We start from the raw sequence: 21289 nt of genomic DNA on the forward strand, positions 1-21289 counted from the left end.
TCGACTACTACCGCTCCCACCGACTCGAACGCATCGAGCAGGTCAAAGCGGCACTGGAGCAGGGGGCGAAGACGGCCTCAGATGTATGCGACATCGTCTACCACGACGTCGAGTCCAGCGTGCGGCCGGCGGCTGAGCAGATCGTCAAGGCTCAGCTGGCCTACCTCGACGCTCTGCCCGCAGCCGACGCCTGAAGCACGCCGCTGACGCGACAGTCCCTGAGACGGCGAGCACTGGCCACGTCGCACACCTGCGCCGGCCAGGACGAACGCCCCAGCCGAATCGGCTGGGGCGTTCGTGCGCTGTGGCGGTGTGGAAGCCGCGAGGAGGATCAGCGGGCGCGGTTGCGCATACGGTCCATGTCGAGGATGACGACGGAGCGGGCCTCGAGACGGATGAAGCCGCGGGCGGCGAAGTCGGCCAGCGCCTTGTTCACGGTCTCACGAGAGGCGCCGACGAGCTGAGCGAGCTCTTCCTGTGTGAGGTCGTGAGCGACGAGCACACCGTCGGGTGCCGGCTTCGAGAAGCGGGCTGCCAGGTCGAGCAGGGCCTTGGCGACACGGCCGGGCACGTCGGAGAAGACGAGGTCGCCGACGGTCTCGTTCGTGCGGCGCAGACGCTGGGCGAGAGCTTTGAGCAGGTTCATTGCGGCCTGCGGGCGCTCATTGAGCCAGGTGGTGAGGTCGTCGTGCTTGAGGCTGAGCAGCTCCGACTGGGACACAGCGGTGACGGAGGTCGAACGGGGGCCCGGATCGAAGAGGCTGAGCTCACCGATGATCTCGCCGGGGCCGACCACGGACAGCAGGTTCTCGCGGCCATCGGAGGACTCGCGGCCGATCTTGAGCTTGCCCGAGGAGACGATGTAGAGCTCGTCACCGGCATCGCCCTCATGGAAGAGCACGGTTCCCCGACGGAGACTCCGCGGGTTCATGAACTTCATCAATGCACTGGTGGCTTCATCGTCCAGACCTGCGAAGAGCGTCGCGCCCCGCACCACTTCAATATCCACTGGTTCCTCCTTGTCGTGATAATCACACATAAATCTACCTGGTCATCTGCATCGATACCAGCAAAGACGCGGGAGTGTGGCCCATCAGTATGAAAACGCCTTCCGCGTCGCCCGACACTACTCCCGCCCACACCATTCCCGCAGACGGCCAGTTCCGGGCGCATGAGCATGATTCGAGGGTGTGACCGGCATGACTGCGGAATGACGGGGCACGGATTAGGATGGTGAGTCGTGTTGACTGTGGCAGAGAAGAGCGCGCGGAAGTTCGCGAAGGAGACCCCGCTGGGGCGGACCCGCCGGGCCCGGAAGATCCATCGCATCCTCGCCGAGGTGTATCCGAACGCGAAATGCGAACTCGACTTCGAGACTCCGTTCCAGCTGCTCATCGCCACCGTCCTGTCCGCTCAGACTACCGATATCCGCGTCAACTCGGTCACCCCGAGCCTCTTCGCCGCTTTCCCCGACGCTCACGCCCTCGCCGTGGCCAATCTCATCGAGGTCGAGGAGCACATCCGCTCCACCGGGTTCTACCGGGCGAAGGCCCGCAACATCGTCAAGCTCGCGAACGAACTCGTCGACGAGTACGACGGCGTGGTGCCGAACAAGTTGGACAAGCTCGTCAAGCTCGCCGGAGTCGGGCGCAAAACCGCGAACGTCGTCCTCGGCAACGCCTTCGACACTCCAGGACTGACCGTCGACACCCATATGGGCCGGTTGGCGCGCCGCTTCGGGTGGACGGAGGAGACCGATGCCGTCAAGGCCGAACATGAGATCGCGGCCCTGTTCCCGAAGAAGGATCTCACCATGCTCTCGCATCGGGTGATCTTCCACGGCCGCCGCATCTGCCATTCCCGCAAGCCCGCTTGCGGAGCCTGCCCCCTGACCGCGCTGTGCCCCTCGTTCGGCATCGGGGAACTCGACCCGGAGAAGGCACGCGCCATGCTCCGGTTCGAAATGGCACCCTTGGCCACTCGCGCCGAGGAGGCTGTCGCCGAGGACGGACAGTGAGCGCCCGAATCCCCGACCTTCCACCCGAATCGGCGACGATCGCCGATGGAGCCCTGCGCGGGCAGCTCGAAGCCCTCGCCGACTCGCACGGGTCCCCGCTGTGGCTGCGCCGACAGAAGGGACCGGCCGAGGCTGCCGCCCGTGACGCCGCCGTGCTCATGCTCTTCGGACGTGGGGGAGAAGCCCGCACCGAGGCGGGAGAAGCAGAAGCATCGCGCCTGGCCGAACTCGGCGTCGCCGATGTCGACATCGTGCTCCTCCAGCGGGCTGCGACCCTGCGCCATCATCCCGGCCAGGTCGCCTTTCCCGGAGGGGGCCGTGACCCCGAGGACGATTCCATGGCGGCCGCCGCGCTGCGTGAAGCGGAGGAAGAAGCTGGAATCTCCCCGGACACCGTCGAAGTGCTCGGAGAGATGGATCCGCTCTATATCCCGGTTTCGAAATTCGAGGTGACACCGGTGGTCGGCTATTGGCGTCGGCCCGGTCGGGTGCATGCGATGGATCAGCGGGAGTCGTATTCTGTCTACCGGGTGGCCATCGCCGATCTCGTCGCCCCTGCCAATCGCGGCACCTTCTCCCGTCCCGATCTGAAGATCTCGACCCCGGCCTTCGACGTCGGAGTCCTCAAGGTCTGGGGCTTCACTGCCGGCATCCTCGATTTCGCCGTCGACCATCTCGGCTGGGCCGGCGAATGGGACAAGACGGCTCCCATCGCGATCGATTTCTGAGGAATCGATCTCTCAGGCAGATGCGAAGGCGGCGCCGGACCTGATGTCCGGCGCCGCCTTCGTTCCTGCCGCGGTTCTCAGTATCGCAAGGAGTGTCAGTACCTGGGTCCCGAGGGATTCTTCACTGCGCGCTTGACGGAGGCCACGAGCGACTTGGCCGAACCGATCGCGGTGCCGGGAACCGGGTTGCCCTTCTTGAACAGCGGAAGGGCGACGAGAACAAGGATGATCGCGATGACGGCGAGGATGCCGAAGACGATGAGGAAGCTGCCCCACCACGGCCAGCCCAGTCCCTCATGGAAAGCGGCCGCACCGGCGAAGATCACCATGAACGAGGACAGGAAGAGCAGGAAGAGAGCGACAACGGCCAGTCCGGCTCCGATGCCCAGGTTCTTCGCACCGGCAGTGGCTTCGGCCTTGGCGAGGGCAATCTCTTCTTCGGCGATCGCTTTGGAATCGTCGCTGATGCCTTTGATCAGTTCGCTGATGGACCGTTCGGCCATGAGAGCTCCTAAATCGAGAACGAGGACAATTTAACTTAAGAGTAGTCTGATCGTGCCCTGCGGCCAAAGGCGAATCGGCAGGGAATCGGGAAAACCCGTCGGATCCCGAAGACGGCCGCTATGCGGCAGGGCCGTCTGCCACCGACGGGTCTTCCGACCTCGGCCTCAGAGCGAGGTTCAGGCGTCTGCGACGGACTTTTCGATCTGGTCCATCACCGAGGCATCGGCGAGGGTCGACGTATTGCCGACCTCGCGGTTTTCGGCAACGTCCTTGAGCAGGCGACGCATGATCTTGCCCGAGCGGGTCTTGGGCAGGTCCGTGACGATGTGGACCTTCTTCGGCTTCGCGATGGGGCCGATGTCCTTGCCCACATGCTGACGCAGCTCCTCAGATGTCTCGGAGGAATCCTCGACTCCAATGGAGACGATGACGAACGCGACGACGGCCTGACCGGACGTGTCGTCGGCAGCGCCGACCACAGCCGCCTCGGCGACCTTGGGATGCGCGACGAGCGAGGACTCGATCTCGGCGGTGGACAGGCGGTGACCGGACACATTCATCACATCGTCGACGCGGCCGAGGAACCAGATATCCCCGTCCTCATCGCGGCGGGCCCCGTCGCCGGCGAAGTACGTGTCCTCGAACCGCGACCAGTAAGTCTCCTTGAAACGCTCCGGATCTTTCCAGATTCCGCGCAGCATCGACGGCCAAGGCCGACGGATGACGAGCAGGCCGCCTTCGGGACCGGCCGGGTTCTCGCCCGAATCATCGACGACATCGACGGAGATGCCGGGAATCGGACGCTGGGAAGAACCGGGCTTGGTCGACAGCACGCCGGGCAGGGGAGCGATCATATGGGCCCCGGTCTCCGTCTGCCACCAGGTGTCGACGATCGGGCAGCGCTCACCGCCGATGACGCGGTGGTACCAGCGCCAGGCCTCGGGGTTGATCGGTTCGCCGACGCTGCCGAGCAGACGCAGACTGGACAGATCGTACTTCGCCGGGATCTCCTCGCCCCACTTCATGAACGTGCGGATCGCCGTGGGGGCGGCATAGAGGATCGTGGCCTTGTACTTCTCGATGATCTCCCACCAGCGACCCTGATGCGGAGTGTCCGGGGTGCCTTCGTAGATGATCTGAGTGGCGCCGGCGGCCAGTGGGCCGTAGGCAACATAGGAGTGACCGGTGACCCAGCCGACGTCGGCGGTGCACCAGAAGACATCCGTCTCCGGCTTGATGTCGAAGACGGCCTTCATCGAGTACAGCACCTGAGTGAGGTAGCCGCCGGTGGTGTGGAGGATGCCCTTGGGCTTTCCTGTTGTCCCTGAGGTGTAGAGGATGAACAGGGGGTGTTCCGAGTCGAAGAATTCGCACACGTGCTCGTCGCTGGCGCGGCCGACGGAATCCTCCCACCACTGGTCGCGGCCTTCGACCCAGTCGACGTCCTGACCGGTGCGCTTGACGACGAGAACGTGCTCGACCGGAGTGTCACCCCGGGAGATCGCTTCGTCGACGGCCGGCTTGAGGCTCGTGGGCTTGGCGCGACGGTAACTGCCGTCGGCGGTGATGACGACGCGGGCTTCGGCGTCGATGATGCGCGAGTGCAGTGCATCGGCGGAGAATCCGCCGAAGACGACCGAGTGTGCAGCACCGAGGCGAGCACAGGCGAGCATCGAGATCACGGCTTCGGGAATCATCGGCAGGTAGATGGCAACCCGGTCGCCGCTCTTGACGCCGAGGTCGGTCAGCGTGTTCGCCGCCTTCGACACCTCGGCGAGAAGTTCGGCATAGGTGAAAGCACGGGAATCGCCCGGCTCGCCTTCGAAGTTGATGGCCACACGGTCGCCGTTGCCGGCGAGGACGTGGCGGTCGAGGCAGTTGTAGGCGACGTTGAGCTTTCCGCCGACGAACCACTTCGCGAACGGCGGGTTCGTCCAATCGAGGACCTCGCCGAAGTCGTGATGCCAATCGACGAGCTCACGGGACTGTTCGGCCCAGAAACCCAGGTAGTCCGCCTCGGCGCGTTCGTATTCATCGGCCTTGACGTTGGCTGCGGCCGCGAACTGCTCAGGTGGAGCAAACGTCTCGGTCTGCTCGGCAGCGGTTTCGGTCATTTTTTCCCTCCGACTTCGTTGGTGGATCGAAAATTCTAGTTGCACTGTATACCTGTGGTCGGGGGCTGGGGAGAGCAGTTTCACACGATGAACGGGGAAATCGGGGGTAGCCAACGCGTGTTTGTTGTGGTAAAGCTCACATGATTTTGATGGCTGCGCGGCGACGGAAGGGCCTCCTCGGCGGGGGACTGAGGAGTCTTCGACGTGCCTGAGAATGCGCATATGAGTGCACAGGTGGCCTGTGTTCTGCAAGGATGGTGTCAGAGTCTGTCGGGCCCCGTCCCGCGCGGACACAGAAACACTGTTACCTTTCCCCGAGATCGACTGGAGTCAGCGATGAGTTCGCCGCAGCATCCAACCGGGTCCGGGCCACAGCCGTGGCAGGATCAGCCCTCGCAGTACCCGGGCCAGAACGCGCAGCAGCCAGGTGGTCAGCCGCCGGCCTACGGTTCGGCGCCGGGTCACTTCGGTTCGGCTCCCGGGCCGGCCTATGGTTCCGCGCCGGGACCCTACGGTTCGGCTTCGGGGCAGCCCGCCGCCCACGCACCCTATGGTTCGGCTCCGGCCCAGTACGGGTCGGGTTCCGGACAGTACGGGTCGGCGCCCGGACAGTACGGGTCGGCTCCGGGACCGTATGGGTCGGCTCCGGGACCGTATGGGTCGGCTCCCGGTCAGTTCGGTAGGGCGCCGGCGCCCAAGCAGAAGACCGGACCGGGAATCCTCGGACCGCTGACTCTGCGTGATCTCTTCCTCCTCTTCGCCGGACTGCTCGCCTTCATCGCGCTGTTCGTGCCCTACCGCGGCTACAGCTACGGAATAGGGCGTGCGACGACGACTCTGTGGCATTGGAATGTTGCGGATATGGGTGCCCTCGTGTTCGCGGTGCTCACCATCCTGCTCATTGTGGCGGCTGTGCTCATCAACAAGCTCGGCAACGGTCGACTGCGGGTCGGATCGCTCAGCTTCGACCAGTTCATCTCCGTGCTCTCGGCGATCGCCTTCACCTATGTGTTCATCGATCTGCTCACCTCGGCGGTCTACTGGCATGTGGGCTCGTACCTGACGTTCTTCGCCGGGCTCATCGCGCTCTTCGCCGGTGTGTTCACGATGCTGCCGTTCTTCGCCAAGGAGTTCGCCGGCCGCGAGGACATCGAAACCCACCCGAAGGCTCGCCCCGTCACCAAGCACACCCAGCATCCGGCACCGGTGGCCAATGTGCCCGGCGCGACCGCACCGGGTGCCGGTGCACCCGGATTCGCACCGCATGGTGCCGCTCCGGCCGGTGCGGGACAAGCGGGGCCCGGTCAGCCGGATCAGTTCGGTCACCCGGGCGGACCGGTACAGTCCGGCCAGCCGACTCAGTTCGGTGCGCCAGGACAGTCGGGTCAGTTCGGCGGTCCGGAACACCAGAACCAGTTCGCCCCTGCCGAGGCCCAACCTGCCGACCAGCAGAACCAGCCCAGCCCGTATGCTCCGCCGCAGGAGCAGGACGCCGAGCGTTCTGCCAGCTCCTTCGCCGCACCTGCCGGCACCTCGGACGCGGGCGCCGCGCCGGGATCCTCGGACACGACATCTGACCAGGCGTCGGCCGACGGGCCGGTGCACAGCACCGGTGACGGTCAGACCTATCTGGGCCGTCGCGATTCGGAGGCCCCGCAGCATTCGCAGAGCGAACCGACTCAGGCATTCGGTGTCGGAGCCGGCCGGCCGCAGGACGATTCGGCCGACGGTCAGCCCGCCGGCACGAGCGGACAGGCTGCTGAAGCCGAGGCCCAGCCCACCGAGGCAGGCGACAAGTCACATTCGGGCGCCGCGGCCGCTGCTGCGGGCGCCGGAGTGATCGGCGCCGGTGCTGCCGGTGCCGCTGCCGCACACTCGGATTCCGAACGTCGGCGTGGCCGCCACGCCGCTCCCGAATCGGAGACCGACTCCGTGTCGTCTGCTGAGACCGACGCGGCGAACGAGGACACGTCCGCGGACAGGCCCATGGCCGCCTCGGCGAAGGAAGACGACACCCCGACGGTCGTGTCGCCGGCCGAGAGCAGCGACCTGGTCTCCAAGGTCAACGCGAAGTCTTCGGATACGAACTCCGCAGAAGAGGCAGATGTCGCCGGCGCGGGATCGGCCGCACAGTCCTCGACCGCCTCGCCATCGGATTCTTCGTCCTCGACCGACGAATCCCCGGCGCAGGGTCAGGACGACGATGCGAATGTCCGCTCCACCGAGGCCACGGTTGTCAGCACCCCGGCAGACGGCCCGGTCGTCGCAGACGGCAAGCCCACGGCCGATGACACGGCCCCTGCGGGCGATGACACAGCGGCGGATGATGACGGTCAGGCGACCGCTGTGATGGAGCCGGCCACCAGTGCGGAGCGGACGACCGCTCCCGAAAGCGAAGAGCCGACTCAGTACGTTCCCGTCGCCGACTATGCCAACCGTCCGGAGACCGACGGGCGCGCGGACAGCTCGACCGACGAGACCATGGCGCAGACGGCCGTCGACAACCAGCCGGTGCCCGCCGATGCCGGTCAGAACCGGTCCGGTGATGCGCAGAACGACGGCCGGAAGGCCGGTCAGGACAACGGTCGGGCACAGAACCAGGACGGTGGACGCTCCATCATCCAGGCCTTCTGGTTCGCCGTTCCCGAGCCGCGCGAAGCCGTGGACGAGACCACCGGAATGCCGGTGTTCACGATCTACCCCGGCGACTGGTACCTCAGTCTCGAGGACAAGGGATCCTCGTTCAAAGTCCGCGACTCCGACGGCAGCACCACCGGTGTCCTACGCAATATCGAAGGAATCCAGCGCGGCTGATTCGGTCCGGCTTCCACTCGCACGTCAGCGCTGTGGACACGCCACGATCGACTCTGTGCCCATCGGCACCGCGTGAGGTGGCCGAGCGGCCAAGCCACCGCGGCTGACCTGGATGGACGCTGCAGGCCGCCACTTGGGGCGCCTCCTGTGACTCAACCTCACAGGAGGCGCCCCTTCGTCGTCCCCTCCACAGGGCAGCGCTCCGGCCTGGCCGGAGGCCACCGCTCGAGTCCAGGCTCGGTGCATGCAGGTAGCCCTCATCACCGACCTCGGTGCGATCACCGAAGAATGCGCCCGAGTCGCCGAAAGCATCGGCATCTCCCTGACCGTCCTGCCTCCCGACTCCGGAGGCTGGCAGTCCGCGTCGCTCATCCTCCTCGGCGAAGACGTCCGCGAAGCCCCCGCCACCGACAGGGCGGACACGATCCTCGTCGTCCTCGACGATGACGAACCCTCCTCGACGTGGGCGAAGGCTGCCCACCTCGGCGTCGACCAGCTCGCCGTGCTGCCCGCCGCCGCGGAATGGCTGAGCGGACGGATGATCGCCGCCGTCGAACCGCCTGGTGCACCCGGAACCACGGTCGGCGTCGTCGCCGGCTGCGGAGGAGCGGGAGCCTCCGTGCTCGCATGCGCACTCGCCCGACGGGCCGGAGCCGGTCACAGCACAGTCCTCGTCGACGCCGACCCGCTCGGCGGGGGACTCGACCTCGTCCTCGGGGCCGAAGCGGTGCCCGGCCCCCGGTGGACCGACCTCAGCGCCTCCCGCGGACAGCTGCGCCCCTCCACCCTGACCGAAGTGCTGCCCCGCCACGACGGACTCGCGCTGCTGTCCTGGGGGCGGGACGACACGGTCGACCTCGACCCGGAGGTCTTCGACGACTTCCTCGCCGCAGCCGGTCAGGCCTTCGACCTCGTCATCGTCGATCTGCCCCGCCACGCCCCACCGCAATGGACGAAACGCTGCCATCATGTCCTTCTCGTCTCCCCGGCCCGGGTCCGGTCGGCCGTCGCCTCCTCCCAAGTGGCCAAGCGGCTCTCCCAAGCCCACCCGGATGTGCGCCTCGTCGTCCGCGAAACCGGGGCCGGGGGCCTCGACGCCGAGCTCCTCGCCGAATCCATCGGTCTGAGCCTGGCCGGGAGCATCCGCGATGATCGGGGACTGTCCGCCGCCGTCGACCGCGGCGAGGGCATCCCCGGGGGAGCGCACCTCGGCCGCCTCGTCGACCGCTTGCTGGGGGAGTGGGTCGAATGAGCGAATGGCTCGACGCCTCGCTCGTCGCCGATGTCCGCAAAACGCTGCTCGACAAGCCGGGACCGGTGACCACGGCCGCCGTCGCCGAGGCGGTCCAACGCACCGGACGCGTGCTCGGTTCCTCCGCCCTGCTCGAACTCGTCACTCGGCTGTCCGCGCAGCTGTCCGGGGCCGGGCCCCTGCAGTCCGTGCTCGAGGTGCCCGGCACCACGGACGTGTTCGTCAACGGACCGCGTGAGATCTTCGCCGACACCGGTGGCGGGCCTCGGCTGCTCGATCTGACCTTGGGGTCCGAAGAGGACGTGCGGTCCTTGGCGGTGCGGTTGGCCGCCCTCGGCGGGCGCCGCCTCGACGACTCTTCCCCCTATGTCGACGTGCGCCTGCCCGACGGGGTGCGGATGAACGCGATCGTGCCACCGATCTCCGGGGAGACGACGACGATCAGCTTCCGCGTACCCAAACGGGCCGGATTCCCCTATTCTCAGCTCTGCGCGGAAGGGTTCGTTCCCGATGAGATCAGCCCTCTCGTCGCCGAGGCGGTCACGTCTCGGGCGAACATCCTCATCTCCGGCGGGACGGGCACGGGAAAGACCGTCCTCCTCGGCGCCCTGCTCTCACTCGTCGAGGACGTCCAGCGCATCGTCATCGTCGAGGACTCCCGCGAACTCATCGTCACCCACCCGCACACCGTGCAGCTCGCCGCGCGTCAGGCCAACGTCGAAGGCGGCGGCGAAGTGACCCTGACCGATCTCGTGCGCAACGCCCTGCGGATGCGGCCCGATCGCCTCGTCGTCGGGGAATGCCGCGGTGCCGAGGTCCGGGACATGCTCACCGCGCTCAACACCGGTCATGAGGGCGGGTGTGCGACCATCCACGCGAACACCGCCGAGGCTGTGCCCAGTCGGGTGGCCGCGCTCGGTGCGTTGGCGCAGATGAGTCCGGACGCCGTGTATTCGCAGTTCTCCACCGCTATCGACCTCGTCATCCATCTGCGGCGCAGCGGCTCCGAGCGGGGAGTCACGGAGCTGGCGATCCCGACGAGGACCGGGTCCGAGGGAGTGGTGATGGAACCGGTGTGGGGTCGCCCATCGCCGTCGACGGCCGGCACTGTCAATCGGCGTGCCCTGGCCCGGTTCGAAGCCGTGCTCGCACAGAAGTCCGCGCAATGATCGTCGTCACCGCAGCCCTCATTGCGGGCGGGATCATCCTCGCCGCGCCCCCGGACCCGGGATCCAGGCTGCGGGAGCTCCTGCCCCGTGGAGACGACGGTGAATCGGTGCGGAAAGGGGTGCGTGCCTTCTTTCGTCGAGGCGGCCGCACCGCCGATGATCAGGCAGAACGGCTGTGGGCGATCGCCGCTGTGGAGAACTGCGCCCATCTGCTCAAGGTGGGGATGACTCCGCAGGCGGTGATGGCCACGCTCAGCCGCCGCAATGACGCGCTGGCCCCGATCTCACGGGCGATCTCCTTGGGTGAGGATCCCGGACGCGCCATCGCCACCCGCAGCAGCGCGCTGTCGGAAGCCGCCGCTCACGTGCTGACCGGAATGGCCGCCGTGTGGACGGTGTCCGAACGTTCCGGAGCCCCCGCAGCCGAGATGATCCTGCGCTATGCGGCCGCCCAGAGAGACGCCCTCGACGCCGAACGTGAACGTCGCATCGCCATGGCCGGCCCGCGGTCGACGGTGCGGGTGCTCAGCTGGCTGCCGCTCATCGGCGTCGGTCTCGGCCTGCTCATCGGCGTCCGACCCTTGGAACTCATCAGCGGGCTGCCGGGACAGCTGAGCATTGGTGCCGGGCTCGTCCTGTACGGGGCAGGCCGATGGTGGATGCGGACGATGATGCTGCGAGCGCAGAGGTGACCATGCTTGCTGTGCTCATCGGTGCCTGTGTCGGACTCGGCGTGCTGCTATGGTCCGGATCGACCCGTCGGAGACTGCAGAGCCTCCTCGGCGAGGGCAGGACCGATCCGACCGGCGCCGAGGCGGCCACCCCGGAGGCGGGTCCGGCTGGGTCGGGGACAGAGCAGACGGTGGCCGATGATCAGTTGGCATTCGACCTCGATCTCGTGGCGATCTGTCTGACCTCGGGCCTGCCGATTCCCGTGGCGCTGACCTTGACCGCCGAGGCGACCGATGACCGATCGGATCTGCAGAGGATCGCCCGTGCGATGACGATCGGAGGGCGCAGGCTCGCCGACGACGATCGGCTGCTGCCGGTGCTCGAGGTCTTCGAATTCTCCGAACACACCGGTGTCGGTCCGGCACCGCTCATCGAGTCCGTGGCCGAGGAGCTGCGGGCGTCCTCACGCCGGCGTCGGCAGGAGGCCGCCGCCTCATTGGGTGTGCAGCTGGTGCTGCCCTTGGGTGTGTGCATTCTGCCGGCGTTCCTCTTGCTCTCGGTCGTCCCGGTCGTCATCTCGCTGCTGACCGACCTCACGACCGTGTTCTTCTGAGGTGGTGACCTGGTTTTCAGACTCGACCGATAGGCTCGGGACATGGCACCGGTCACACCTTTCAATCAGCTGTCCACTGTCGAACAAGCCGAGGACTACGCCGAGAATCTCTTCGTCGGTCGATCCGTGCGTCTGCGGCCGCTGAGGGAGGATGATCTGCCCTATCTCGAGCAGTGGTGGTTCGATCCCTCGATCGTCGTCCTGCAGAATCACACGGTTCTGCCGCGGCCGGAAGGGGGAGTGTCCGAACAGTTCTCACAGTGGAGCGCGAACAGATCGAGCGAAGCGGTCGGCTTCAGCATCGAGCTGACCGAAACCGAAGAGTTCGTCGGCCACGTCACCCTCTACGGACGCAACCCCATCAACCAGTCCGCCACTCTGGCGATCGTCCTCGGCCCTGAATTCCACGGCCGCGGCTACGGCTCGGACGCCGTGCGACTGGCCGTGAAATACGGGTTCCTCCAATTGGGACTCAATCGCATCGAGCTGCAGACCTGGGCGTTCAACACCCGTGGAATCGCCTCCTACACCAAGGCCGGATTCGTCGAAGAAGGCCGTCGACGAGAAGCCGTGTTCTTCAACGGCCGCCGCCACGACGAAGTCATCATGGCCATCCTCAGAGACGACTGGGCCGGCAACACCTGAGGCACCGGCGGCGCTGACTCGCACGCCGATTCCTGTGGACGACCTCTCCACTCGTCCATGGTCAGCCTGTGGATGCCGAACCCGTTTCCACAGGCGCGAAACCGGCCCTGGACACGGCAGCATGCCGACTCCCAGGCTGAAGGTCCGCTCGCAGAGTGCGAACGGGGTTTCAGCCAAGGAGGAGAGCATGACCACAACTTCACCGCCCCCGGAGATCGAGGATCCGCCGACAGGTCAGATCGAACCAGTCGCTGACCACAATGAGATCGACCAGTTCTGGGACTCCGACACCGGAGCGACCACCGCAGAGTATGCGATCACCACTCTGGCCGCATGCGGATTCGCCGCACTGCTCGTCGTCGTCCTCAAATCAGAGCCGATCAAGGAACTCATCACCGGGGTCATCTCCACGGCGCTCGGTCTGGGAAGCTGAACCGTCATGGCACGCGGACGCTCCCGTCAGCGGCAGCGAGATTGGGATCGCGATTCGGGAACGGCGACCGCGGAATTCGCCGTCGTCATGCCGGCCGTCGTGCTTCTCATCGTGCTGCTCACGGGAGCCGCCGCGGTCGGCTTCTCCCAGCTGCGAGCCTTCGACGCAGCCCGGTCCGCGGCCCGTGAGATCGCCCGCGGCGAACCCCGGGCCGCTGTTGTGTCCGAAGCGAAGAAGCACGCCGGTGAGTCCTCCTCGGTCGGCGTTCGAGCCGACGGCGGATACTCGGTCGTGACCGTCACGATCGACCTGCCGGCTGCGATCTTCTTCCTCGACGCCGTCGATGCGCATGCCACTGCGCGAGTCGAAGGGGACAGGTCCGGGCGGTCATGACGAACATCGTTGTGGGGCTCTGCTCGATCGTGCTCGTCCTCGTCGCCGCCATCGGCAGCCTCGGCCAGGCTTTCGTGGCCCACAGTCGGGCGCAGAGCGCCGCGGACCTGGCGGCGCTCGCCGCCGCGGACGCCGTGCGCGGACTGGCCACCGGAGAACCGTGTGAGATGGCGAAGGAGGTGGCGATTCGCAATGGCGGTCACCTCAAGGACTGCCGTGCCTCGCTGAGTGAGCAATCCGCCTACGTCGTCATCGAAGTCGACATCCCTGGGCCTCTGCCGAAGGTCAGAGAGGAGGCCGTCGCCGGGAAATGAGGGGATCGCTACCTGAGCACGGTGCGCAGCAGCCGCAGCGCTGCGTCCTTCTCCAGCGGTTCGTTCCCGTTGCCGCACTTGGGCGACTGCACGCACGACGGGCAGCCGTCGATGCACTCACATGCGGCGATGGCGTCCCTGGTCGCCCCCAACCATTCTTCGATGACCTCGCTGCCGCGTTCGGCGAACCCGGCGCCCCCGGCCAGACCGTCGTAGACGAACACCGTCGCCAGTCCGGTGTCGGCATGCAGAGCCGTCGATACGCCGCCGATGTCCCAGCGGTCACAGCCGGCGAAGAGCGGCAGCAGACCGATCGAGGCATGCTCGGCGGCATGGACGGCTCCGGGCAGGTCGCCCGAGACGACGTCGGCCTCGCCGAGGATGCTCTGCGGAATCGTCCACCATACGGCCTTCGTCCGCAGCGTGCGCTCGGGCAGGTCGAGCTCGTGTTCGGCGATGATCGCTCCACCGCGTTTTGCCCGCATCCGGTAGGCCACGACCTGATCGATGACGTCGACGGTTCCGCTGCACACAGCCACCCCGGAGGGCAGAACCCGCTGCGCATCGGTGTCGACGATCGAGATCTCCGTCTGCGAGCGCGGTTGAGTCGTGTAGTCGACCTCGGCGCGTTCGACGGCGACGATCCGGTCTTCGAGGTCGAGGTCGAGGACGGTGAAGTCGATGCCCTGATGCGTATACACCGCTCCCGGATGCGCGCCGGTGTGCGCACCTGATTCGTCGACCGTGCCCAGCAGGGTGCCGGTGCTCGCCTCGACCAGGCTGAACTGGCCGCCGCCTGAACCGCGGATATCGGACAGGTCGGCCGCCGGTTGGTCCTTTGCCCAGAACCATCCGGTCGGTCGTGCCCGCAGCATCTTGCGCTCCACGAGGTCGTCGATGACGGCGGGCGAATTGTCCGGGAAGTGCACGAGGTCGGTCGACTTCAGAGGCACTTCGGCGGCGGCCGCACACAGGTGACCGGAGAGCACATGCGGGTTGCCCGGATGGATGACACCGGCGTCGACGGGGGAGTCGAAGATGACTTCGGGATGGTGGACGACGAAGGTATCGAGCGGATCATCGCGGGCGATGAACACCGCCATCCACCGCTGCCCGGCTCTGCCCGCGCGTCCCGCCTGCTGCCACAGGGAGGCCAGGGTTCCAGGCCAGCCGGAGATGATGACGAGGTCGAGGCCGGAGATGTCGATGCCCAACTCCAGAGCGTTCGTCGACGCCACGGCCAGCAGCTGACCCGAACGCAGAGCCGTCTCGAGCATCCTGCGCTCTTCGGCCAGATACCCGCCCCGGTAGGCGGCGACCTTGCCGGTCAGGGTCTCATCCACCTGCCCCACCTGGTCACGCACGGTCTGGGCGAGGGCTTCGGTGCCTCGGCGGGAGGCGATGAACGTGATCGACCGAAAACCGGCGCACATCGAATCGGTGATGACATCGGCGGCTTCGACCAGACCGCTGCGCCGATCCCCGCCGGGAGACACGGGCGGCTCCCACAGTGCGAAGCTGCCGGCCGCGCGCGGTGAAGAATCCTCGGTCACCGCATGCGCGGCACGCCCGGTCAGCTTCGCAAAGGCTGCGTCCGGATCCGCCATCGTCGCCGAGGCTCCGATGACGACCGGGGCAGCCCCGTAATGGGCGGCGATGCGCAGCAGGCGGCGCAGGATGAGGGCGACATGGGACCCGAACACACCTCGGTAGCGGTGGGCCTCATCGATGACGATGAAACGCAGGTTCTTGAACATCCGGGCGAAGCGCTCGTGCTGGGGCAGAATGCTGCGGTGGAGCATGTCCGGGTTGGTGAAGATGATGTTCGCATGTCGCCTGGCCCAGTCCTTCGAGACCTGCGAGGTGTCCCCGTCATAGCTGGCAGGACGCATGCCCTGGATGACGAATCGTTCGAGTTTGGCCAGCTGATCGGCGGCCAGTGCCTTTGTCGGAGCGATATAGATCGCCGAGGCGGTGCGCAGCTTCCCGCGAGTCGATTGGATCGCTTCGAGCACCGGCAGCCAGAATCCCAAAGACTTGCCCGAGGCGGTGGGGGTGGCGATGACGACATCAGTTCCGTCCCTGGCCGTCTGCGCCGCCTCGAGCTGGTGCTGCCACAGAGCGTCGACGCCGATGGAATGACATGCGTGCTTGAGTTCCTCGTCGATCCAGTCCGGCCACTCGGCGTCGCGTTCGAAACGCTGCGGGATATCGCGGACATGGACGATCCGCTCATCCCGGGCACCGAAACCGGTGACGATGTCGAGAAGAGCAGAGGAGGCCATGAGTCAATTATGGCGCAGTCGCTAGGATTCTTCTGTGACTGATCTGCCGTTGGCCCACCTGGGCGAGACCCTCTACCGTTCCGGATACACCGAACCACGGCTGCGCCAGTTCTGGGGTGGTCCGACCTCGGAGGCGCTGCTGCGCAACAACGCCGCACCCGCCATCCACCACTGCGCCCGGACGCTGGCGGACCAGTCGTCGACGGCCGACGACCGGGCCCTGGCCAGCGCGGCGCTGCTCTTCCACTTCCACCGCACAGTCCCGGTCGCCGACGTCCGAGCCCTGCTGGGGGAGTCCTTCGACACCGCCGCCGAGGTGGGGCTGGTCACCGTGGACGACGACGAGGTGGTCGCCCCCTTCGCCCTGACCCCCTATGATCTTCCCGTCGGTGTCCCGCGCGGCTTCCGTCCCGGGGACGAGAACCTCTACCTCGTCGCCGACCACGGCACCCTGACCACACCGGATGTCCTCGACGGAGAATTCGTGCTCGGACTCGGCGGAGCCGGCCGGACACTGGTGTCGATCACCCCGCGCGATCATGTGGGTGCGGCCGCCGACATCGGCACCGGCTGCGGAATCCAAGCTCTGCTGCTGGCCCGTCACAGCGACCGAGTCATCGCCACCGACATCTCCCGTCGAGCCCTGCGCCTGGCCGAACTCTCGGCCGGGCTCAACGGTGTGACGACGATCGAATTCCGGCACGGGTCCCTCCTCGAACCCTTGGACGAACCCGTGGATCTGCTCGTGTCGAATCCGCCGTTCGTCATCACCCCGCGCAGCACGGACACCACCTTCGAATACCGGGACGGCGGAATGACCGGGGACCGCCTCGTCCGAGAGCTGTTCACCCGGATCCCGGAGATCCTCACCCCGGGCGGACGCAGCGTCTGCCTCGGAAACTGGGAATCCGCCTCGGGGACGGACGAAGGGCCGGAGGCCTGGGTCGGCGATGCGGATACATCGGTGTTCGTCATCGAACGCGAGGCCCTCGACCCCGTCGCCTACGCGGAAACGTGGATCCGCGACGGCGGGATCCCTCGTGCCAGCACGACCTGGAATAACGCCGTCGCCGCATGGCTCGACGACTTCGCCACCAGAGCTGTGGACGAAGTCGTCTTCGGGTACGTGCTGATGACAAAGTCCGATAACGGTGCGCCGACAATTGATTCTCCGGACTCCGCGGTCGGCGACGATCAGCCGAGCCTCGTCGGTGGACTGTCGGGCACAGCCGAGGGAGTGTTCAAGGCCCGGGTGAGAGTCACCTCGGCGCCGACGCACAATCCGCACGGACTCGCAGAGTTCCTCACCACGATCATCGCGATCCGATCGTGGTTGGCATCGGCCGGCCCCGAGGAGATCGCCGCGACCGCTTTCACGCGCTCTCCCGACCTCGTCGAACATCGCCATTTCGTTCCCGGAGCGCCGGAACCCAATTCGATCACCTTGGAACAGGGGATCGGCTTCGGTCAGGTCTTCGACCTCGATACGGCACTGGCCGGGTTCGTGTCCGTCGCGGACGGGACGCTGACCCTGAGGCAGACGGCCGGGGCCTTGGCCCAGCTTCTCGAGGTCGATCCCACGGCACTGGAAGACCAACTCGTGGCCCAGGTCAGAGCCCTGTGCGCGGCGGGTGCACTGCTGCCCGACGGCGGTTCGGTCGGGAGCTCGACGACTGGGACGTCGGCGGAATAGGGATAGGATCGAAAACCGTTGACCCTGTGTTCGGGCCGAGATCGGACGAGGTCCGGGCAGCGTCCGGGCCGGAAGGGCCGATGCGGAACGTGTCCGTTCAACAGTGTTACATTGGGCCGGATCGTCCGTTGCAGTGGGCAGCTGATGCCGTGAGAGGAATGTGAAAGCGTGACCACAACCGAGAAGAAGCCCCGTCGCCTCGTCATCGTCGAGTCTCCGACGAAGGCGCGAACGATTGTGGGATACCTCGGCGACGGTTATGACGTCGAGGCCTCCGTCGGGCATATCCGCGACCTGCCCACCCCTTCGGAGCTGCCCGCCGATATGAAGAAGGGGCCGTACGGAAAGTTCGCTGTCGACGTCGACAACAACTTCGATCCCTACTATCGGATCGACCCGGGCAAGAAGAAGAAGGTCACCGAACTCAAGCGTCTGCTCAAGGACGCCGACGAACTCTATCTGGCAACGGATGAGGACCGCGAGGGAGAGGCCATCGCCTGGCATCTGCTCGAAGTCCTCAAACCGAAGATCCCGGTCAAACGCATGGTTTTCCACGAGATCACGCCCGAGGCGATCGAACGGGCCCTGGAGAACACCCGCGAAATCGATTCCTCGCTCGTCGACGCGCAGGAGACCCGCCGCATCCTCGACCGTCTCTACGGCTACGAGGTCTCACCCGTGCTGTGGCGCAAGATCCGTGCCGGGCTCTCGGCCGGACGAGTGCAGTCCGTGGCCACCCGCCTCGTCGTCGAACGCGAACGCGAACGCATGGCCTTCGTGCCCGCCGACTACTGGGACCTCGACATCGACCTCGGTCTGCCGGACGGGACGAACCCGTTCGCCGCGAACCTCACCACCCTCGACGGGTCGCGGGTGGCCACCGGCCGAGACTTCAACGACAAGGGCGAGCTGAAGAACACCTCGGCGACGATCGTCGACCAGGCCCGCGCGGAATCCCTGGCTACGGAGCTGAACGGCAGCGCCAAGGATGCGCTGACGGTGACCGCGGTGGAGTCGAAGCCGTACTCCCGCCGCCCGGCCGCACCATTCACGACCTCGACCCTGCAGCAGGAAGCCGGACGTAAACTGCGCATGAGCGCCCGTCAGGCCATGCGCACCGCCCAGTCGCTGTACGAGCACGGCTACATCACCTATATGCGTACCGATTCCTCGGCGCTGTCGGGCCAGGCCATCGCCGCCGCCCGCAAGCAGGTGACCGAACTCTACGGTCCCGAATTCGTTCCGAACTCGCCGCGCCAGTACGCGAGCAAGCAGAAATCGGCGCAGGAGGCCCACGAGGCGATCCGACCCGCCGGTGACTCGTTCCGCACCCCGGCGCAGGTGTCCAAGCAGCTGAACGGCGACGAATTCCGTCTCTACGACCTCATCTGGAAGCGCACCGTCGCCAGCCAGATGGCCGATGCGAAGGGCAAGACCGCGACCATCAAGGTCAGTGCCGCTCTCGCCGACGGTCATGAAGCCGGATTCAGCGCCAGCGGCACCGTCATCACCTTCCGCGGGTTCCTCGCCGCCTATGAAGAGGGCCAGGACGCGTCCCGCTACGACACGAAGTCCGGGGAGTCGCGGCTGCCGCAGGTCGAAGAGGGCCAGTCGCTGTCGGTCGTCAAGGCCGAAGCCGACGGACATACCACAGCTCCGCCGCCCCGTTTCACCGAAGCCAGCCTGGTCAAGCAGCTCGAAGAGCTCGGCATCGGCCGTCCCTCGACCTATGCTGCGACGATCTCCGTCATCCAGGACCGCGGCTATGTGACCACTCGCGGCAACGCACTGGTGCCCAGCTGGTTGGCGTTCTCCGTCGTCCGCCTGCTCGAGGAGCACTTCACCGGTCTGGTCGACTACGCGTTCACCGCCGACCTCGAATCCGAACTCGACCGGATCGCGATGGGCGAGGAGGATCGCAACGACTGGCTGGCCGGGTTCTACTTCGGCGACAAGGTCCACGACCGCGAGGGCCTCAAGGCCATCGTCGACGACCTCGGCGATATCGATGCGCGCGAGGTCAACACCGTGGCCATCAGCGAAGGTGTGAACCTGCGGGTGGGCCGCTACGGCCCCTACCTCGAGGTCGCCGCGGAGAAGGACGGCGAGGACCCGAAGCGGGTCTCCGTCCCCGACGATCTGGCACCCGATGAGCTGACGGCGGCGAAGGCGGCCGAACTCATCGAATCCCAGGGCGACGGCGACCGCGAGCTCGGTGTCGACCCGGAGACCGGACACACCATCGTGGCGAAGAACGGTCGATTCGGGCCCTATGTCTCCGAAGTGCTGCCCGAGCCCGAGGAGAAGCCGAAGCGGGGCGCGAAGAAGCCGAAGCCGCGCACCGGTTCGCTGTTCAAGTCGATGGATCTGAACTCGATCGACCTCGAGACCGCGCTCAAGCTGCTCAGCCTGCCGCGTGTGGTCGGTCAGGACGAAGAGGGCACGGACATCACCGCACAGAACGGCCGCTACGGACCGTACCTGAAGAAGGGCACGGACTCCCGTTCGCTGACGGATGAGGAGCAGATCTTCAACATCACCCTCGAGGAGGCGCTGAAGATCTACTCCGAGCCGAAGCAGCGCGGCGGTCGTCGTGCCGCGGCACCGCTGAAGGAACTCGGTGAGGACCCGGAGACGAAGAAGCCCGTCGTCGTCAAGGACGGCCGCTTCGGGCCGTACGTCACCGATGGCGAGACGAACGCGACCCTGCGCAAGGACGACTCCGTCGAAGCCGTGACGCTCGAACGCGCCGCGACTCTGCTCGCTGAGAAGCGCGCGAAGGGACCGGCGAAGAAGAAGGCTCCGGCTAAGAAGGCGCCCGCCAAGAAGACGGCTGCGAAGAAGTCGACAGCCGCGAAGACCACCGCGTCGAAATCAACAGCGTCGAAGTCCACCACCGCGAAGAAGACGACGGCTTCCAAGTCGACTGCGTCGAAGTCGACAGGGACGAAGACCACTGCCGCGAAGAAGACGAGCACGGCCAAGCCGAAGACTCCCTGAGTCGACGGCCGCCGAGCCTGAGGCATTCGCTTTGGACTGCTTTCGCCACCTGCCCGAAGTCCCGGGGCGGTGGCGAAAGTCGTTTCTTCTCCTGTGGCCTGTGATTGCTGGGACGAGGTCAGCAGTGCCTTCAAGGGCTAGGTCAGTCGCGCGATGAATCCGCGAAATCGGTAAGCGCCTGTCCGTCGAGGCGATAGGTCTCCCACTCGTCCTGCGGCTTCGCACCCAGCGATTCGTAGAATCCGATCGACGGGGTGTTCCATTTGAGCACGCACCATTCGAGCCGCGTCAGTCCGCGCTCCTGGCAGATCCGCGCCAGCCGTCCGAGCAGCGCCTTCCCGGCTCCCGAACCGCGATGGTCGGGCAAGACGAAGAGGTCCTCGAGCCAGATGCCGTTCCTGCCCGTCCAGGTGGAGAACGAATGGAACCAGATCGCAATGCCGATGACGTCGCCGTCCGCCTCGGCCACGAGACCGAACGTGTTCGCGTGCCCATCGTCGGGAAACATCACTGCCGCGAAGTCCGCCTCGGTGGCCTCCACCGCATCCGGTTCCTTCTCATAGACAGCCAGCGCGCGGACAAGCCGCAGGATGTCGGGCAGATCAGAGCGTTCTGCTTCACGAATGGTGACGGTCATGGTGAG

General features: G+C 66.3%; 18 protein-coding genes and 1 pseudogene. 14 read left to right on the forward strand and 5 right to left on the reverse strand.

The features are described 5' to 3' along the window. Nucleotides 1-194, forward strand: a pseudogene (locus ACTIIH_RS10620) (MBL fold metallo-hydrolase); the annotation flags it as partial. A 137-nt stretch (nucleotides 195-331) separates the two neighbouring features. On the opposite strand, the gene ACTIIH_RS10625 reads toward ACTIIH_RS10620, so the two are convergent. Beyond that, nucleotides 332-1009, reverse strand: a complete 678-nt coding sequence (locus tag ACTIIH_RS10625) for a Crp/Fnr family transcriptional regulator (protein WP_039211346.1) — start codon at nucleotides 1007-1009, stop codon at nucleotides 332-334. A gap of 231 nt (nucleotides 1010-1240) precedes the next feature. On the opposite strand from ACTIIH_RS10625, the gene nth reads away from it, so the two are divergent. Together nth and ACTIIH_RS10635 are read left to right on the forward strand one after the other, a co-directional pair. Continuing rightward, entirely contained in the window at nucleotides 1241-2017 is a 777-nt protein-coding gene (gene nth / locus ACTIIH_RS10630) for an endonuclease III (protein ID WP_441451704.1), read from the forward strand. Continuing rightward, on the forward strand, nucleotides 2014-2745 hold the full coding sequence (locus ACTIIH_RS10635) for an NUDIX hydrolase (RefSeq protein ID WP_441451705.1): 732 nt from the start codon (nucleotides 2014-2016) through the stop codon (nucleotides 2743-2745). Before nth ends, ACTIIH_RS10635 begins: the two co-directional genes overlap by 4 nt. A gap of 95 nt (nucleotides 2746-2840) precedes the next feature. Here ACTIIH_RS10635 and ACTIIH_RS10640 read toward each other — a convergent pair whose 3' ends face one another. Then, nucleotides 2841-3248 carry a phage holin family protein gene (locus tag ACTIIH_RS10640; RefSeq protein ID WP_025778074.1) on the reverse strand — a complete coding sequence of 136 codons (408 nt, stop codon included), beginning with the start codon at nucleotides 3246-3248 and terminating at the stop codon, nucleotides 2841-2843. A 177-nt stretch (nucleotides 3249-3425) separates the two neighbouring features. Further along, nucleotides 3426-5363, reverse strand: coding sequence for an acetate--CoA ligase (acs, locus tag ACTIIH_RS10645; protein WP_441091041.1), 1938 nt, complete (start codon nucleotides 5361-5363; stop codon nucleotides 3426-3428). Nucleotides 5364-5699: 336 nt separating this feature from the next. On the opposite strand from acs, the gene ACTIIH_RS10650 reads away from it, so the two are divergent. From ACTIIH_RS10650 to ACTIIH_RS10690, 9 genes are all read left to right on the forward strand, one after another. Then, a complete protein-coding gene (locus ACTIIH_RS10650) occupies nucleotides 5700-8177 on the forward strand; it encodes a hypothetical protein (protein ID WP_441451706.1) in 2478 nt (825 codons plus the stop codon). A 244-nt stretch (nucleotides 8178-8421) separates the two neighbouring features. Next, nucleotides 8422-9429, forward strand: a complete 1008-nt coding sequence (gene ssd, locus ACTIIH_RS10655; protein WP_441451707.1) for a septum site-determining protein Ssd — start codon at nucleotides 8422-8424, stop codon at nucleotides 9427-9429. Next, nucleotides 9426-10598, forward strand: a complete 1173-nt coding sequence (locus ACTIIH_RS10660) for a TadA family conjugal transfer-associated ATPase (protein ID WP_441091038.1) — start codon at nucleotides 9426-9428, stop codon at nucleotides 10596-10598. The genes ssd and ACTIIH_RS10660 overlap by 4 nt, the downstream gene beginning before the upstream one ends. Then, nucleotides 10595-11290: a type II secretion system F family protein gene (locus tag ACTIIH_RS10665; protein ID WP_441451708.1), complete on the forward strand. Its 696-nt coding sequence runs from the start codon at nucleotides 10595-10597 to the stop codon at nucleotides 11288-11290. Before ACTIIH_RS10660 ends, ACTIIH_RS10665 begins: the two co-directional genes overlap by 4 nt. A 2-nt stretch (nucleotides 11291-11292) precedes the next feature. After that, entirely contained in the window at nucleotides 11293-11883 is a 591-nt protein-coding gene (locus ACTIIH_RS10670) for a type II secretion system F family protein (protein WP_441091036.1), read from the forward strand. A gap of 42 nt (nucleotides 11884-11925) precedes the next feature. After that, on the forward strand, nucleotides 11926-12528 hold the full coding sequence (locus ACTIIH_RS10675) for a GNAT family N-acetyltransferase (RefSeq protein WP_169251585.1): 603 nt from the start codon (nucleotides 11926-11928) through the stop codon (nucleotides 12526-12528). A 187-nt stretch (nucleotides 12529-12715) separates the two neighbouring features. Continuing rightward, the gene (locus ACTIIH_RS10680) at nucleotides 12716-12961 is read left to right on the forward strand and encodes a DUF4244 domain-containing protein (protein ID WP_441451709.1); all 246 of its coding nucleotides are present in this window, start codon (nucleotides 12716-12718) and stop codon (nucleotides 12959-12961) included. Between the two features lie 6 nt (nucleotides 12962-12967). Then, a complete protein-coding gene (locus tag ACTIIH_RS10685; protein WP_441451710.1) occupies nucleotides 12968-13354 on the forward strand; it encodes a TadE family type IV pilus minor pilin in 387 nt (128 codons plus the stop codon). Next, nucleotides 13351-13668: an Rv3654c family TadE-like protein gene (locus ACTIIH_RS10690; protein ID WP_101555790.1), complete on the forward strand. Its 318-nt coding sequence runs from the start codon at nucleotides 13351-13353 to the stop codon at nucleotides 13666-13668. Before ACTIIH_RS10685 ends, ACTIIH_RS10690 begins: the two co-directional genes overlap by 4 nt. Nucleotides 13669-13676: 8 nt before the next feature. Here ACTIIH_RS10690 and ACTIIH_RS10695 read toward each other — a convergent pair whose 3' ends face one another. Continuing rightward, nucleotides 13677-15953 (reverse strand): DEAD/DEAH box helicase, encoded by a 2277-nt coding sequence (locus tag ACTIIH_RS10695; RefSeq protein WP_441451711.1) that lies wholly within the window; start codon nucleotides 15951-15953, stop codon nucleotides 13677-13679. 34 nt (nucleotides 15954-15987) lie between these two features. On the opposite strand from ACTIIH_RS10695, the gene ACTIIH_RS10700 reads away from it, so the two are divergent. Both ACTIIH_RS10700 and topA read left to right on the forward strand, forming a co-directional pair. After that, nucleotides 15988-17646, forward strand: coding sequence for a methyltransferase (locus ACTIIH_RS10700; RefSeq protein WP_441451712.1), 1659 nt, complete (start codon nucleotides 15988-15990; stop codon nucleotides 17644-17646). Nucleotides 17647-17814: 168 nt separating this feature from the next. Further along, nucleotides 17815-20646: a type I DNA topoisomerase gene (gene topA, locus ACTIIH_RS10705; protein ID WP_441451713.1), complete on the forward strand. Its 2832-nt coding sequence runs from the start codon at nucleotides 17815-17817 to the stop codon at nucleotides 20644-20646. 142 nt (nucleotides 20647-20788) lie between these two features. On the opposite strand, the gene ACTIIH_RS10710 is transcribed toward topA, so the two are convergent. Next, nucleotides 20789-21283: an N-acetyltransferase family protein gene (locus ACTIIH_RS10710; RefSeq protein ID WP_441091029.1), complete on the reverse strand. Its 495-nt coding sequence runs from the start codon at nucleotides 21281-21283 to the stop codon at nucleotides 20789-20791. Nucleotides 21284-21289 lie beyond the last annotated feature (6 nt).

This window comes from Brevibacterium sp., from assembly GCF_052105255.1.
Lineage (GTDB): Bacteria > Actinomycetota > Actinomycetes > Actinomycetales > Brevibacteriaceae > Brevibacterium > Brevibacterium linens_B.

Coding starts and splice junctions, on each gene's coding strand:
- ACTIIH_RS10690 (WP_101555790.1), top strand. CDS start 13,351: ATGACGAACATCGTTGTGGGGCTCTGCTCGATCGTGCTCGTCCTCGTC.
- ACTIIH_RS10695 (WP_441451711.1), bottom strand. CDS start 15,953: ATGGCCTCCTCTGCTCTTCTCGACATCGTCACCGGTTTCGGTGCCCGG.
- ACTIIH_RS10660 (WP_441091038.1), top strand. CDS start 9,426: ATGAGCGAATGGCTCGACGCCTCGCTCGTCGCCGATGTCCGCAAAACG.
- ACTIIH_RS10685 (WP_441451710.1), top strand. CDS start 12,968: ATGGCACGCGGACGCTCCCGTCAGCGGCAGCGAGATTGGGATCGCGAT.
- ACTIIH_RS10680 (WP_441451709.1), top strand. CDS start 12,716: ATGACCACAACTTCACCGCCCCCGGAGATCGAGGATCCGCCGACAGGT.
- ACTIIH_RS10710 (WP_441091029.1), bottom strand. CDS start 21,283: ATGACCGTCACCATTCGTGAAGCAGAACGCTCTGATCTGCCCGACATC.
- ACTIIH_RS10650 (WP_441451706.1), top strand. CDS start 5,700: ATGAGTTCGCCGCAGCATCCAACCGGGTCCGGGCCACAGCCGTGGCAG.
- acs (WP_441091041.1), bottom strand. CDS start 5,363: ATGACCGAAACCGCTGCCGAGCAGACCGAGACGTTTGCTCCACCTGAG.
- ACTIIH_RS10670 (WP_441091036.1), top strand. CDS start 11,293: ATGCTTGCTGTGCTCATCGGTGCCTGTGTCGGACTCGGCGTGCTGCTA.
- ACTIIH_RS10640 (WP_025778074.1), bottom strand. CDS start 3,248: ATGGCCGAACGGTCCATCAGCGAACTGATCAAAGGCATCAGCGACGAT.
- ACTIIH_RS10665 (WP_441451708.1), top strand. CDS start 10,595: ATGATCGTCGTCACCGCAGCCCTCATTGCGGGCGGGATCATCCTCGCC.
- ACTIIH_RS10675 (WP_169251585.1), top strand. CDS start 11,926: ATGGCACCGGTCACACCTTTCAATCAGCTGTCCACTGTCGAACAAGCC.
- ssd (WP_441451707.1), top strand. CDS start 8,422: ATGCAGGTAGCCCTCATCACCGACCTCGGTGCGATCACCGAAGAATGC.